19 protein-coding genes and 1 pseudogene are annotated in these 14,286 nt (G+C 40.9%); 4 read left to right on the top strand and 16 right to left on the bottom strand.

Going from position 1 to position 14,286, the window contains the following annotated elements:
- Nucleotides 1-90: 90 nt before the first annotated feature.
- The 4 genes from BM195_RS14355 to BM195_RS18905 all read right to left on the bottom strand — a co-directional run bounded on the left by BM195_RS14355 (nucleotide 91) and on the right by BM195_RS18905 (nucleotide 1,652).
- A complete protein-coding gene (locus BM195_RS14355) occupies nucleotides 91-633 on the bottom strand; it encodes a GrpB family protein (protein WP_090239997.1) in 543 nt (180 codons plus the stop codon).
- A gap of 10 nt (nucleotides 634-643) precedes the next feature.
- Nucleotides 644-946 (bottom strand): TIGR04104 family putative zinc finger protein, encoded by a 303-nt coding sequence (locus BM195_RS14360; RefSeq protein ID WP_170848273.1) that lies wholly within the window; start codon nucleotides 944-946, stop codon nucleotides 644-646.
- Nucleotides 947-974: 28 nt separating this feature from the next.
- Complete coding sequence (gene csaA / locus BM195_RS14365; RefSeq protein WP_090240004.1) at nucleotides 975-1,307, bottom strand: chaperone CsaA; 333 nt, start codon at nucleotides 1,305-1,307, stop codon at nucleotides 975-977.
- Between the two features lie 222 nt (nucleotides 1,308-1,529).
- Nucleotides 1,530-1,652, bottom strand: coding sequence for a hypothetical protein (locus BM195_RS18905; RefSeq protein ID WP_280141271.1), 123 nt, complete (start codon nucleotides 1,650-1,652; stop codon nucleotides 1,530-1,532).
- Nucleotides 1,653-1,724: 72 nt separating this feature from the next.
- Here BM195_RS18905 and BM195_RS14375 point away from each other — a divergent pair, with 72 nt between their 5' ends.
- Nucleotides 1,725-2,168 (top strand): DUF5392 family protein, encoded by a 444-nt coding sequence (locus tag BM195_RS14375; RefSeq protein WP_090240010.1) that lies wholly within the window; start codon nucleotides 1,725-1,727, stop codon nucleotides 2,166-2,168.
- A gap of 36 nt (nucleotides 2,169-2,204) precedes the next feature.
- On the opposite strand, the gene BM195_RS14380 is transcribed toward BM195_RS14375, so the two are convergent.
- Both BM195_RS14380 and BM195_RS14385 read right to left on the bottom strand, forming a co-directional pair.
- The gene (locus BM195_RS14380; protein WP_090240013.1) at nucleotides 2,205-2,738 is read right to left on the bottom strand and encodes a GNAT family N-acetyltransferase; all 534 of its coding nucleotides are present in this window, start codon (nucleotides 2,736-2,738) and stop codon (nucleotides 2,205-2,207) included.
- A 308-nt stretch (nucleotides 2,739-3,046) separates the two neighbouring features.
- Nucleotides 3,047-3,961: a ketopantoate reductase family protein gene (locus tag BM195_RS14385; protein ID WP_090240017.1), complete on the bottom strand. Its 915-nt coding sequence runs from the start codon at nucleotides 3,959-3,961 to the stop codon at nucleotides 3,047-3,049.
- Nucleotides 3,962-4,172: 211 nt separating this feature from the next.
- Between BM195_RS14385 and BM195_RS14390 the strand changes: the two genes are divergently transcribed.
- On the top strand, nucleotides 4,173-5,327 hold the full coding sequence (locus BM195_RS14390) for a pyridoxal-phosphate-dependent aminotransferase family protein (protein WP_090240021.1): 1,155 nt from the start codon (nucleotides 4,173-4,175) through the stop codon (nucleotides 5,325-5,327).
- A gap of 1 nt (nucleotide 5,328) precedes the next feature.
- Complete coding sequence (gene serA / locus BM195_RS14395) at nucleotides 5,329-6,912, top strand: phosphoglycerate dehydrogenase (RefSeq protein ID WP_090240025.1); 1,584 nt, start codon at nucleotides 5,329-5,331, stop codon at nucleotides 6,910-6,912.
- A gap of 181 nt (nucleotides 6,913-7,093) precedes the next feature.
- Here the strand turns inward: serA and BM195_RS14400 are convergent, their stop codons facing one another.
- The 4 genes and pseudogenes from BM195_RS14400 to BM195_RS14415 all read right to left on the bottom strand — a co-directional run bounded on the left by BM195_RS14400 (nucleotide 7,094) and on the right by BM195_RS14415 (nucleotide 9,256).
- Complete coding sequence (locus tag BM195_RS14400) at nucleotides 7,094-7,486, bottom strand: hypothetical protein (protein ID WP_090240032.1); 393 nt, start codon at nucleotides 7,484-7,486, stop codon at nucleotides 7,094-7,096.
- Nucleotides 7,487-7,532: 46 nt separating this feature from the next.
- Nucleotides 7,533-7,880 carry a DUF4260 domain-containing protein gene (locus BM195_RS14405; RefSeq protein WP_090240170.1) on the bottom strand — a complete coding sequence of 116 codons (348 nt, stop codon included), beginning with the start codon at nucleotides 7,878-7,880 and terminating at the stop codon, nucleotides 7,533-7,535.
- A gap of 5 nt (nucleotides 7,881-7,885) precedes the next feature.
- Nucleotides 7,886-8,413, bottom strand: a pseudogene (locus BM195_RS14410) (histidine phosphatase family protein); the annotation flags it as partial.
- 54 nt (nucleotides 8,414-8,467) lie between these two features.
- Nucleotides 8,468-9,256 carry an HAD family hydrolase gene (locus tag BM195_RS14415; protein ID WP_090240037.1) on the bottom strand — a complete coding sequence of 263 codons (789 nt, stop codon included), beginning with the start codon at nucleotides 9,254-9,256 and terminating at the stop codon, nucleotides 8,468-8,470.
- A gap of 127 nt (nucleotides 9,257-9,383) precedes the next feature.
- Between BM195_RS14415 and BM195_RS14420 the strand changes: the two genes are divergently transcribed.
- Nucleotides 9,384-10,160: a class I SAM-dependent methyltransferase gene (locus tag BM195_RS14420; protein WP_090240041.1), complete on the top strand. Its 777-nt coding sequence runs from the start codon at nucleotides 9,384-9,386 to the stop codon at nucleotides 10,158-10,160.
- A 174-nt stretch (nucleotides 10,161-10,334) separates the two neighbouring features.
- Here the strand turns inward: BM195_RS14420 and fosB are convergent, their stop codons facing one another.
- The 6 genes from fosB to BM195_RS14450 form a co-directional block, all read right to left on the bottom strand.
- Nucleotides 10,335-10,748, bottom strand: coding sequence for a metallothiol transferase FosB (gene fosB, locus BM195_RS14425; RefSeq protein WP_425283925.1), 414 nt, complete (start codon nucleotides 10,746-10,748; stop codon nucleotides 10,335-10,337).
- Nucleotides 10,749-11,024: 276 nt separating this feature from the next.
- Complete coding sequence (locus BM195_RS14430) at nucleotides 11,025-11,345, bottom strand: hypothetical protein (protein WP_090240045.1); 321 nt, start codon at nucleotides 11,343-11,345, stop codon at nucleotides 11,025-11,027.
- A 733-nt stretch (nucleotides 11,346-12,078) separates the two neighbouring features.
- Entirely contained in the window at nucleotides 12,079-12,303 is a 225-nt protein-coding gene (locus tag BM195_RS18670; RefSeq protein WP_244535774.1) for a hypothetical protein, read from the bottom strand.
- A gap of 669 nt (nucleotides 12,304-12,972) precedes the next feature.
- Nucleotides 12,973-13,377, bottom strand: coding sequence for a VOC family protein (locus BM195_RS14440; RefSeq protein WP_090240175.1), 405 nt, complete (start codon nucleotides 13,375-13,377; stop codon nucleotides 12,973-12,975).
- 13 nt (nucleotides 13,378-13,390) lie between these two features.
- Complete coding sequence (locus BM195_RS14445) at nucleotides 13,391-13,768, bottom strand: VOC family protein (RefSeq protein WP_090240048.1); 378 nt, start codon at nucleotides 13,766-13,768, stop codon at nucleotides 13,391-13,393.
- The gene (locus BM195_RS14450) at nucleotides 13,758-13,988 is read right to left on the bottom strand and encodes a GNAT family N-acetyltransferase (RefSeq protein ID WP_090240051.1); all 231 of its coding nucleotides are present in this window, start codon (nucleotides 13,986-13,988) and stop codon (nucleotides 13,758-13,760) included. Before BM195_RS14450 ends, BM195_RS14445 begins: the two co-directional genes overlap by 11 nt.
- Nucleotides 13,989-14,286: the final 298 nt, after the last annotated feature.

Here is a 14,286-nt window from a genome sequence, read left to right on the forward strand (position 1 = left end):
AAAAATGGATCTGCTCATATTGTCACAGTTTTGGCTGAAGTTCACATGGGTTCGGCTGAAACTGTTACAAAAACGTCCTCAAGTTGAGGCTCAAAAATATCCTTCAGATTCTGGCAAAGCCCCTTTCTGGCACCACACCAAGGCATTTCGCTCAATTTCTTTAACAACGCGATCTTTCCCTTTAATATAAGCATCCATATCATCAGGAAAACGAGCGGCCAAATCCAGCTTTAAACGGCTGTAGTTGTCCGCTTCATACGAATGGTGACGAAAAAAATCCCGGAATGCCAGGTGTCGTCCAATGTGGGTATTTCCCTTTTCAAAAATATGTACATGATGTGTACGATGGTCCCCTCCCTTTCTAAAAAAGCGGCGACCTGCCATGTCATTTTCCCCTTTCGCTTCATAACCAAGTGTTTCCATATCACGATTAAACTGATCAATCCGGTTAATATCTCTAACCACCGGCATGATATCGATAACTGGTTTTGCATACAGGCCTTTCACAGATGTGCTTCCAATATGATAGATGTCAAGTGTTTCTCCACCCAAAATTCTCTGCAATTTTTGTGCTTCAATATCAAATTGAAACGGCCAAAGTGTGTCGTAAGGAACAACTTCAACTTTCCGCATGACACTCCTCCTACCAATAAGGCTCTTCTTTACTTGCTAATTTCAGAAAAAACGGCATGATACTCACCATAACAGCGCTTAGAATGATAGCCAGGATTAAAGCGATCCAAACCGTCATACCACTTATGTATGGGAAAATAAAGACAAGCGGTATCGGCAATATTCCAATCATACTGCTTCGGGTTCTTGATGTGGCTGATTGGTATTGCCTTTCACCACAATGGGGACATTCCATACTGATACGAATCCGCATCATACTTTTCATCGTCTCACCCCATGACCATTCCTTCCCGCAATTCTGACATGTCGGCATAATGGAATCTCCCTTCAAAAACACCATGTTACGAAATTCGCGTACCATTTTCGACCGATTCATCCGGTTTCAATAGCACAACATCATCCTCTTCCGGAACACCGCCAATGACCAGCACCTCCGATTTATAACCGGCAACCCGCATCGGCGGAAAATTCACGACACCGACCACTTGACGACCAACAAGCTGATCCGGTTCATATCTCCGGGTGATTTGGGCCGAAGATTGCTTAATCCCAATATCCTCACCAAAATCAACTTTTAATTTAATCGCCGGCTTTTTTGCCTCCGGAAACGGTTCAGCCTTCAAAACAGTCCCAACACGTATATCCAGTTCCATAAAATCCTCAATTGTTGCCAATATAACTCCCTCCAATATGGTATAATCTTACTTTCAATATTGCCGATTTGCTGACGGATTATAAAAGATCTTTATCTAAAGATTTTCGCCAAAAGCTAGTGTAATCCTGCCTTTTTGACCATTAATCGAAAAATTTTTTATCTAAAGCTTTTAATATGACAATAATAGGTTATCATTATATAATAATAATAAAGCATAAAAATTCCTTAAGGGGAGTAGCTTTTACAGCAAAGTCGTCAATTCGGAAAATGATCTCGGCTTTGCTGGCAGCGGATTGTTGTTAGCAAGACCTTGCCAGTCATATGTGGTCAGGTCTTTTTTCATACCAAGTTTCAATTCAATCATTTGGATTGGCATCATCTGACAACAGATTGCCGGACGCTTGATTTTTAAATTATTAAGGAGCGGATAGCGAATATGAATCAATTTACGTCCAAAGGTATGCCCACTTTCATCGAGAGAGAACTAGAAATTATTGATGAACTTGTGAGGCCAAAGCTTAAGAAAAGTTCTAAGTATATGTTTGTTGCTATACCATTACTGAGTATTTCAGTTATCAATCTATTTTTTATGCTGATTATCACAGGTTACAGTCAGGACATGATGATCGCACTCGGAATCTATGCATTATTAGGTGCGATCGGAGCTGCCCTGTATAAAGAATCCAGACATGTGAATAAAGAAATACAGCAAATCGGAATGGATCATATAATTAAGCGAATTAAAAATAGTGAGCATGTGAATGATTATACGAAAGATAAATATATTAACCATATTAAAGCCAAGCCGAAATTCGGCCTGCAGACTTTTTTCAGTTTTTTGTCAGAAGAACACCGGCGGAAGCAAATGATGGAGGGCTGATAATTCAATGGAGAACCTTCAAGTGAAAGAGGTTCTCTATTTTACGTATTCCATTAACCAGCAATCCCGGTATTGACCTTCATGTAATTCATGTTCGGGGAGAAGCCGCACTTTTTTTAAATCACACTTCAGATAGCACCGAATGGCTCTCTCATTCCTAACCTGTGGATCCATCACCACGCGTTCTGCCTGTTCCTGTTCAATTAAGTAACTTGCCATCGAACAGACAAGCAGCGTTCCAAAGCCCCTATTCCTATATTCAGTTTCACCAATGAATTGATCCATTCCATAAATGACTTCAGTTCCATCATAACCATAAATTCCGCGTGTTTCCTCATCCAGCATGTAAAATTGAATATAGCCTATATCTACACCACAAAATACGGCAATACATCTGATAACCTTATCATTACGTCCATAAAAATTTTGATTAACCTTTTGTAAATCAAATGGATTGTCCCTTCCCTCATAAAATTCAAGTACTGACGGATCAGACAGCCATTTTGCGAGCAGATGGCTATCGTTTTTCTCGAAGTGCCGGACTTTCAAATGATCTTGTCGCAAAATCAATGATTCATCCCCCTTTATTCATACAAAAATCATTTCGGACGTATTCATCATCCTTGCTGACTTGGAGAAGTGTAAATGCAGTGTAGAATACCAGTATTAACTCTAATTTCGCTTGTTATGGTATGTATTGTTTAACGTTTAAGCCAACAAGGGATGCGATCAAAAAGCTTTTTTAAAAAAACTGCCCTGCTTGCCTGCTTGCTATTCGATTGCAGGGCGGTTAATTCAACTACATTGGAAGTTTGACGCCCCCAATAAAACGCCAACATTTCATAGAATTGTAATAAAGTTCTCTATACACTCAACACTCACTCTCGCTCGAAAGGCTTAATCAGCCCCAAAACAGCTCTGATATATGGAACTTCCAAACCCGTATTCTCTGCCAGCCGTACCGCCCCACCCTGCAAATGATCAACCTCAAGACGTAATCCTTTTCTCCGATCCTTGTGCATGGATGATGTGGCCTCAGGATCCAGCGCGTGTACATTCTGAATAGCCGATTCAACCTCTTGATCAGGAATCTCCGCACCATATGCTGCTGCCAATGATTGCATTTCACGAAGGATCATCTTAGCAATATGGAACGTTTCTGCATGCTCACGGATCGCTCCAATTGGCAGGTTGGCAGCTGTTGTTACGCCAGACAGCGCAGTGATGAACATATATTTTTTCCAGAGTTCTAATGAAATATTGTCACTGTATTTGGAAATGAATCCAGCATCTCGGGAAAACTCCTCCAGTCTTCTGCAAATACCTTGCTGTGAGGACTCCAGTGGGCCAAAAATTAAATGATGCATATCGCCGGACTGTTCAACATGACCTTTATCGTTCAACGAGGCAAAAATGAATGACAGACCACCGATGACCTTCTCCTTGCCAAGCTCTTCCTGCAGAACACTGATATGTTCGATACCGTTTAATACCGGCAGTACATAAGCGCCTTTATTCGTTAGGGCCTTTAAATGGGCCAACGTACCGTCTAAATGGTAACCCTTTACACTCACCAGCACGAGATCTGCAGACTCAATCTCGCTGGGTTCTGTTGCCACCTGGGGATTTTTTATCTCATAATCCCCTTGAGTGCTATTTATTTTTAATCCATTCTCTCTAATTTGTGCTGCCCGCTTTTCTCTTACTAAAAATGTCACATCCGATCCCAACTCAATCCAGCGCACCCCAAAGTATACACCTAATGCCCCCGCACCTAATATGACAATACGCAAAAAATCACTCCCCACAGTTATCATTTTATAATTTTAAGAATACTCTTTATGGTTTAGTTTGTCTATCGTGATGATTAAGCATGATAGCCTGTCAATCTTAAACCTGAATTGAAATCCGAATTTTAAATTAACCAAATTTATTGACAAAAGTGACATTTTTGCTATGCTAATTAAATCAAATGAACGTTTTTCATCAGGAAAGGAGAATAGCATGCTGCCTGATCACCAATTTCTTCGCATTCCCGGTCCGAGCCCGATCCCTCCAAGTGTCCAGCGAGCCATGAATCAGCCGATGATCGGTCATCGTGATCAAGAAACAAAACACTTATTACATAGCATTCAACCAGCTTTAAAGCCTATTTTCGGAACAAAGCAGAACGTGCTGATTATGTCCGGAAGCGGTACTGCCAGTTTGGAGTCCGCGGTAGTCAATGCAGTCCATCCTGGTGATAAAGTGCTCGTTATTGTGACAGGTGCCTTTGGGGATCGCTTTGTTCAAATTTGCGCAGAATATCAGATCGCTATTAATCGCCATGATGTTGAATGGGGAGAAGCCGTGGAACCGGGAGCAATAAAAGATTATCTTAAAAATCACCCTGGCATTAAGGCTGTGTTCGCTACCTTTTGTGAGACTTCTACCGGGGTCTTGAATCCTATTCAGGAGTTGGGACAGATTATCCGGCAACATTCCGATGCGTTATTCATCGTTGACGGTGTCTCCTGTGTCGGTGGTGTGGAAGTGAAAATGGATGCGTGGGCTATCGATATACTAATCAGTGGCTCGCAAAAGGCGCTGATGCTCCCGCCCGGACTCACGTTTGCTGCCGTGAGTGAACGTGCCTGGAAGGTTATCGAAAAGAACGACCGGCCTTCTTTCTATCTTGATTTAACTAAATACCGCGATCAGCTGGAAAATGATACAACACCTTTCACACCTGCAGTATCGCTATTGTTTGGCTTGAAGCAGATGCTTGAGCTTATCGAACAGGAGGGGCTTGAGGAGGCTTTTGCCAGACACCGGCAAATGATGAACATGACCAGATCTGCTTTCCGTTCACTTGGAATTCCGCTCTTAACAAGCGATAAGGCCGCTTCTCCCACCACGACAGCCATCAGACCGGACGATTTTGATCCGGATATACTCCGGAACGTGCTCAAAAAAGAATTCAACCTAACTGTAGCAGGCGGGCAAAAACATTTGAAAAGCAAAATATTCCGGATCGGCCATATGGGCTACTGCTCACCGGCAGATATCCTGCAAACGATTAGTATCATTGAAGTCGCCTTACGAAAAATCGGCAAGCAGGTTGAGCTCGGAAGCGGAACTCGTGCAGCGCAGGAAATCTTGCTTTCAGGAGGTTCTTAAAATGTTTAACATATTAATGGCAGATCCAATCAGCCATGAAGGTCTCGATGTTCTCCAAAAGAGCGAATTCGTAACAGTCGTAGGAGATACCGGTTTAATACCGGAAGAATTAAAAAACCGGATATCGGAATTCGACGCATTGCTGGTACGGAGCCAGACCAAAGTAACACGGGAGATTATTGAGAAAGCGATCAATCTGAAAATTATTGGCCGTGCCGGTGTTGGTGTCGATAATATTGATCTTGACGCTGCTACGGAATATGGCATCATTGTCGTTAATGCACCCAACGGCAATACCAATTCAGCGGCAGAACATACGATGGCGATGATTATGGCGCTTTCCCGGAAAATTCCCCAGGCTCATTTTGCCTTAAAAAATCACAGGTGGGAGCGCTCTAAGTATGTTGGCGTTGAATTAAAAAATAAAACACTCGGCATTATAGGACTGGGACGCATCGGTACTGAAGTTGCCTACAGAGCCAAAGGACAGCGAATGAATGTCATGGCATACGATCCATTTTTAACCGAGGAAAAAGCAGAAAAAATGGGTGTTGACTATGGTGGGTTTGAGGATGTTTTAAAACAAGCGGATTACATTACCGTCCATACCCCACTCCTGAAAGAAACGCGACACATGATCGGCCCTGAAGCTTTCGAAATGATGAAAAACGACGTGCATATCGTCAATTGTGCCCGCGGCGGGATCATTGATGAAGCGGCGTTGTATGATGCACTTGTTTCTGGAAAAGCAGCGGGTGCAGCCATCGACGTCTTGGAAGAGGAGCCATTTCAGGACCATAGACTGTTAGATTTGCCACAAGTGATTGCCACGCCGCATTTAGGTGCCAGCACCGTTGAAGCACAGGAGAATGTAGCCATCGACGTCTGCCAGGATGTCCTCAGTCATTTGACAGGTGATCTGGTCAAAAATCCGGTCAACTTGTCGTCCGTGCCGAGTGACATTCTCAGTCAGATCGAACCATACTTCCATTTGGCTGAAAAACTGGGCCATTTTCTAATCCATTTAACGAAAGATGTCCCGGAAGAAGTGAACATCTATTATTCTGGTAAACTCTCAGACGTGAAAATAGCACCAATCACCCGAAATGCTGTAAAAGGACTGCTGCAGCGACACCTCGGAAGCCATGTCAATGACGTTAACGCCCTGTATCTTGCCGAAAAAAAGGACATCACCATTCATGAAAATCGCACCTCAACAACAAAAGGGTTCACCAACATGATAACGGTTGAAGTAAAAACTAAATCAGGCGTCCGACGTGTTTCCGGTACGCTGTTGAATGGACTTGGTGCCCGTATTGTCCGGGTCGATCACTACAGTGTTGATGTGATGCCGGAAGGGCACATCGTTATCATCCACCATCAAGACTTGCCTGGTGTCATCGGAAAAATGGGGAGCCTTCTGGCCAAGCATGATATTAACATTGCCACCATGCAGGTTGACCGATCTGACATCGGCGGCGATGCCATTATGATCCTGACCATTGATAAGTATTTAGAGAAGGATGGTCTGGATGAACTGAAAGAACTGGAGGAAATTACTGACGTGACAGCAGTTGATTTGTAAAAAAGCTATGAAAAAAAGGTTAAAAAGTTAGCATGCTATGGAAAAATAACAATACCATAAATCCCAACTGACTAAAAAAGAAGACTAAATGAACGTATTTTTAAATCAGAAACGCTTGGAAGGCGTATAACCCAAGCGTTTCTTACGATTTAACTAGGCACCCTTTCATTGAACAGGATTTTTACTCAGAAGGGTCGGGTTTTCTTTCCAATATACTCATATAGTTTTTTCTGTAATAAAACAATAAATAACCAAGCGTGAGGACAAGCATTATTGCTAAGGGAAGCAGTGAATGGTCCAGAAACAAATGAAGTAAGAAAATATTGGTGACAACTGGCGATAATATTGCAACGGCTAAAGGGATATATTGATTGATTAGGAGTAAAATGCCACATATGACTTCCAAGGATTTTTCTGCTATTAATAGATATTCAAACTCAAATAATACCATTGCATCGGGACTAGTTGCTATAAAGGGGGCAATTCCAAAGATGACAAGATAACCGTTTATACCAGCAACCAAAAAAACAATCCCTAAAAATAATCTGCTTATTTGCATAAATGTTTTAGTCATCTTCACACGCCCTCTTATATGAACAATTTTCCAAGCGTTTCTAGCTTCACACACGATTTAAATGATTTTCTTTAAAACCGGACGGATACTTAAGACCATAACCAATCATCCTGTCCATACTAATATGGGCAGTCATGATCAGTCCTAAAGCCAGCAATATTGAATTCGTCAAGAGAAATCCGAAAAGAACAATGCCAATACTCAAACTATAGGTATGGAATATATTATAAATCCAAGCACCTGTTTTATGATTGATCAAATAACCCAGCATTGAGAGATCAGGTGCTAGCAGCAATACGAAAAACCAAACCCAGCTGAATTCAAAAAATACATATAAGCAAATAGTCAATAATAATACCATGAAGCCTTCGATATGCAACAGCAATTTGTTCATACTTATCACCCATTTCCTCTCCATAAATGTTCTACATGCGTTTCCTTGTGGTTAAAACTGATAAGATAGACATCTGGGTTGGATAAATTCTTCCATTGCTCAAACCCAAAGTCATTCCGAAAATATTTTAACAGCAAAGCCATCAAATTTCCGTGCGTAACCATAATCACCTGTTCGTATTCACTCACTATAACATCTTCCACAATGCCGAGTGCACGGTTGATAGCTTCTCTGCTCGACTCTCCGCCTTCAAAGATCACATCCATATCATCAAACGTTGCTTTCAATTTTTCAAGCCAATCAGGCAAATCTTTGGTACTTAAAATCCTTTCCGACAGACGCTTATCTTTCTCAATTATAATCTTTTTCTTCTCACTAAGTGGAATGGCGGATTGAAATGCACGCAGATAGGGGCTTGACACGATATAGTCAGCGTCAATATCCGAAAAAAATTCAGCTAAATCTTCAGCTTGTCTAAATCCTTTTTCAGTAAGTGATTCCTCTGGGTTTTGCCCTTTGGCTTCACAATGCCTTACAACGTATAGTTCTTTTTAATGCGTCCACTTCCAATGAAAAAATTTTGACATTTATCTATCTATCTGTTCTAATACGTTCAAAAGTTCCTTCAGCCTGGATATTTCATAAGTCGGCCTGACATCGTTAATATCAGCTGCATGATGATTAATCCAGACAGACGGAATACCAGCTCTCGATGCGCCCAGTATATCCGAATACGGGTTATCGCCCACCATGATGACTTCATCCTTCTCAACAGAGAGCAATCCAAGCGCATGATCCATAATAGAAGGATTCGGTTTGCCCTTTCCGAAACCGCCTGATATCACAATATGGTCAAAATAAGGTTTTAATCCCGGTGTTATGGCAAGTTTTCTCCACTGCAGGTCGGGTGAACCGTTCGTCAGCATAAGCAGCCGATATTTACCTTTTAATGCATTCAACACGTCAAATGTTTCCTCATAAACAAACTGTTTTTTCCCACGTTCGGTCTTAAATACTTCCGCGAGCTCGAAGGCCAGCTGCGGATTATCAACGCCCGATTCCTGCAATGATATTGTCCAGGCTTTTTTCCGATATTTGGGAGCGATTTCTTTCAACCGATTGAAAGACTCCCCTTCATCGTCAAATTCGCCCCATAAGCCTTCAAACGGGCTGATGCCAATCATTTCGGTGAAATCATATGTATCATAGGAAGCGAAAAGCTTTTGAGCATTTTTCCGAATCCTTTGTTCAAGCGCTTCTGGGTCAACATCCGATTTTTGGGAAGCGATCCCGAAAACCTTTTTAAACGCCTGATCAACACTTTTTTCATCCCAAATCAATGTATCATCCAAATCAAACATAATCGCTTTCAACATTTATGATGTACCACCTTTTAGCCAATAAAATATAATTATCAAAATGAATGATAGATTAATATTATCATTTTGCTTTTAAACAGTATATACTTATTTCAAACACAACGTTACGCAGGGAGTGAGTTCAATGCCGATTAATTTTCATGATAACAATAACCAGAAAACCTACACTACGAGAACGGCTGACGCTGGCTGGATAAATGCTGTTACAAAATTAATAGATATCGAAAAAATTGACCATGCTGCCGATATTGGATGTGGCGGCGGCATTTATTCGAAAGCTCTCGCTGGTATGGGGATTCCAAATATAACTGGATTGGATTTTTCTCAGGCAATGATTGACGGTGCTGAGTCAAATTGCCGATATTACACACAAATTAATTTTCGGATTGGGAATGCAATTCAAACAGGCTTACCTGATCATACATTTGACTTTATACTTGAACGTGCACTAATTCATCATCTTACTGATTTACAGTCATGCTTTGCAGAAGCCAATCGCATTATGAAGGAAGAGGGGACTATTATTATCCAGGACAGAACCCCAGCAGACTGCCTGCTCAAAGGAACAAATCATCACATTAGAGGTTATATATTTTCCCTATTTCCTCGTCTGGCGGAACTGGAAATGGCGCGGCGTCATAACAGCAACCAAGTATTTAATGCTTTAAAAGTATCCGGATTCAAGGATATACAATCATTCAAGATCTGGGAAACCAGAAAAAAATATGCCTCAAAAGAGAAATTGTTCACAGATATCCATTCCAGAAGTGGCCGGTCCATTTTACACGAATTAAATGATAACGAGTTAGAACAACTTATCCGACATATTGACAAACAGCTTGGCACTGATAATATTATTGAACAAGACCGCTGGACAATTTGGAAAGCAACGAAAAAATAAGGAACGATTCCATAATGGAATACCAAAAGCTTGTTTCGTGCAGGCGTTGACGTCCGGACCTTTTCGAATAAACGTCCGCAGTGACCCGGTTCAGATAAGCTACCTAAAAAATCATGGCGATCTTGTAATTATTTGCCAATAACCTTGTAAAGGGTTAATTTTATCTGGGGCCCTCTAATCGTAAAATGTCATATGTGGTTTAGCCTCTTTATAATATTCGACCCGGTCCTTTAAAGTTCCTGTATGAAACTCAAACTTATGGCCGTCAGGATCCGTAAAATAGATCGATTGTTTGTCCCGCTTATCTCTTGGGCGGCCTGTTAAAATATTGACACCAAGGCGCTCCAATTTCGTGTACGTATCATCAAATTCTGACTCATCGATGGAGAATGCTGTATGCGTATAAGACTCGTGTATTTCATTCCGAGAGATATCTTTTTCCACATTTAATGCCAGCCACAGGCCATCCAAATCGAAATAAGCTGTGCTTCTGCCTTTGACCAGCAGTTTGGCCCCAAATACTTCCTGATAGAATTGAATTGATTTTTCCAGTTCTGAAACTGAAAACAGCAGATGATTGATTTTCATCGAAATCTCCTTCCATAAATTCGCACCAATGTCAGCTTTAAATCCTGCCAAACTAGGAATTGATAATGATAGTCAACAAGTTAACCATTACAGATGGCAGTCCCTTTTTACTAGGATCGAATGTAGGTCCAAATAAACGACATTTTCCAAGAAAAATTATGACATATTCATGCTGCTTCTTTGATGTCATGAGAAGAGGTTCCATTGATAAAGGTACAAAAGTTCCAGTATGACTCTCAAAGTAGTCACATTTTGTATTAGTTCGAACGGTATCGTTCAATTAATCAAAACCCAAAACGGCCAAAACAGCCATGACTTAACGAATATCAACAGCAGTGCACCAATGACCAATCCTGACAGCAAAAATCCCATATAATGCAACCTATTTTTTATCCGGTTAAACGAATGCGCAATGGCAAGCATAAGGAAAACAAATGTCAATCCGACCGTAAGCTGGCCAATTGAAAATCCGGCCAAAAAACTGAAAATGTAGTTGCTCAATGCCGCAGCCCAATACATCTGATATCTGCCCATAACAGCAAGTACGACAAATACCAATGTCATCAGCAACAAGGTATAAGCTATAAATGTCAGCATATTTTCCCGCCTTTTTGGATGAATGATGAAATCGGGATGACAGCAGGTGATAACATTTTGGCATTTTTTATCCCAATTCTAGCGCTTCACGTGATGATATTTTGGCGGTTTACAGTGCTTCCGGTCACTTTGAGTTTTTCTTCCTGCAGCCGCCAAATAACCTAATGCAACAGCAATTGCTATAAATACAGCAATCCAGGAACCAGTCTTTATTTATTTCATCTCCAAAATGAATGAATCTTTAACTGATAACCTTTCATTCCAGTTTGATAAATTAGTGAATTCTATCAAGTCGTCTCGTTCACTTTTTTCTCTTCATCATCAAAATCAGCTGCTGGTTATCTAAACAGATTCCGGCAGTTCCAACCATTTGGACATCATTCCTGCTCCACCTCAGCACTTTGAGCAATAGACTAACCATTATCCAGGCCAGCCAACATGAAAAAGCACAATTCCTCTGGTCACCTGTTTAAAATCCCTTACTTTATGATCTCCGCGAAAGCTCTGACTGGAAAGGTTCCAAATTCTTTTATTTTCGGGGGAATAGCATAAAACCAAAACTGCTCATTTGGAATTTCCTTTAAATTACATAAATGTTCCACTATTGGTATTTCATTTCCTAATAGTATTGTGTGTACTGGTCGGGAATCCCCTGACGTATCATCGATGTTGACTGAATCAATCCCTACGAGCGCTGCATTATGTTTTGTTAAATATCTTGCAGCCTTTTCTGTTAAATATGGATGGTCCTCAAAATCTTGATCCGTATTCCAGTTCGATCCCAGCCAGTATTGATTATGACAGCTTTCCCTTCCAACTCCAGGCCATAAAAGGCTCTCTCACTTATTTTTTTGGTTTCTTCATTAACATTCACAATTATTCCTTCTAAACCTGCTATTTGATCAATCGATACTTCAGATAAATCTTTTTGCGTTTTCGTACCTATGGAAGGGGACATCGATATAAGTTCCTGTATTGGAGACCATTTCTATTTTTCCAATATGAAATTCAGTACCCTTTTCATAATGACTCCGGGATTCTTTTCTACTTAAATAGTCACATATAATCGGAACAGGAAGCCCTATAAGTTATCATTCCATTTTCAATAGAATGACTTAAATCAATATAAAATTTGTTGTACATATAATCAATCCCTTACAAAAAGATTCCAGTTCACGAAAGCGCTCATCATAAAAAATTTTTAATACCTAGGTCATGTAAAAAATCTCTTCAGCTTGAAGTCTCTTTGTTTGCTGAAAGAATTAAAACATTGGTCCCTGTTTTCATCTTTCATTTGCGTATCATTTTTTAATATTTCATGAAAAAGGATGATGAATGGGAGCGGACATTGCTGCGTTTTGAAAGACGATTATACGATAATCAATGACTAGTGCCTTATAGGGGGATCATTATGACACACAATACGACCAAAAAAGTTCCGACTCCATCTATGGATGTTACCTCCCATTCTCAAACTTCTCCCAATAACCATGCTCAACCTTTACAGTGCTTCTGAAAGTGCAAATGACTTCTTGATGGAGAACGACAAGCTCTAATCCCCGGAGCATCATGATAATTGTCAATATAGTTTTTAAAAAGTCATAACCGCAGCTTGCCAGAATGCTCTTCAAATTCCGTTTGTATTCATCAGCACTATCCGCCAACCGTCCGGATCTTCAATCGTGATACCTTTTTCTTTCCAATAGTCATTTTCCGGCGAGACTTCCGGATACCCCATCTCATGCAATCGACTTCCAACTACATCTATCTCATTTTTATTCGGGATATAGAAAACGAGCAAATTGTCTTCTGTCGGGGCAGGACACGGGCTTCCGTTTGCATGTTTTGTGAATTCCAAGTGATAAGCAGCATTCGGCATTCCCAGGATCACACCTGTATAACCATCAGGATTCGTAAAATCTGTTAACCGCTGTAATCCCAGTCCTCGCTCATAAAAATCAATCACGTCATCAAATTTGTCGGTCGGCCGGGCAATTCTGATTTGTGCTGCAGTAAAGTCGTTAAATTTCATGTCATCACGCCTTTCAGTATGAACCGCTCGTTTCATTTATTTCACCTAATTCAATTCGATTTCCATCGGGGTCCAGTAAAACCGCTATCGTACCCCAATCAAATGCCAGACGTTTATCGACAAAATACACACCGCGTTTGTCCAGTATGGCAACTGCTTCATCAAGGAATTTTACATCAAACCTCAACACAGTCGGATTTTGTTCTCGACTCTTCTCGTGTTTTGAACCAATTCCACCCTTTTCAACCATCAAATAGCTACCGGAAACATGAAATGTCACCAGATTTTCTTTTTCATTCCTGACTTCCAGCCTTAACGTATTCTTGTAAAAATCAATGCATGCATCATAATTTTCAACAAATACTATCGTCCCGAATGCTTTAAAAATCATCTGACACCTCTTTCGTTAATACGGTGATATCTGGCCAGCCATATGCTGTTTCGTTCAGATTTGCACCCACAATTGTAAAATCCGTTGTATCGAGTTTTTGACCGCCAAGTTTTTCATAAAAATAATTGGCGTCGTTATCTTTCAAAACCCATACGAGCATGGAATTGAATCCTTCCCTGACAAGTTCTTTAACGACAGGCTTGACAAGTCTTTTTCCAATTCCTTTTCCTGAACCCCTTCATTACCTCCATATTACCACAAAATATTCAAAATTCGGTGTGAAAAAGCTAAGACAAAAGAACGTTTATAAAACAAAAATCCGAACAAAGCAAGGTATACTCCGCTTCGGAATATACTTGGTGCTTGTCGTGTTGAATGAGATTTCGGGGAAGCAGCACTCCCCGCAACTCGCAGTTTAATCGGTGGATGTTTCGCTCATCGCTTTCCGCATGCGGATGGTGAGCCTCCACGTGCATGCGCACTGCGGGGTCCCACCCAGGCTTTTCCTTCCGCTGGGA

Origin of the sequence: Lentibacillus halodurans (genome assembly GCF_900112045.1) — a bacterium.
Lineage (GTDB): Bacteria > Bacillota > Bacilli > Bacillales > Amphibacillaceae > Lentibacillus > Lentibacillus halodurans.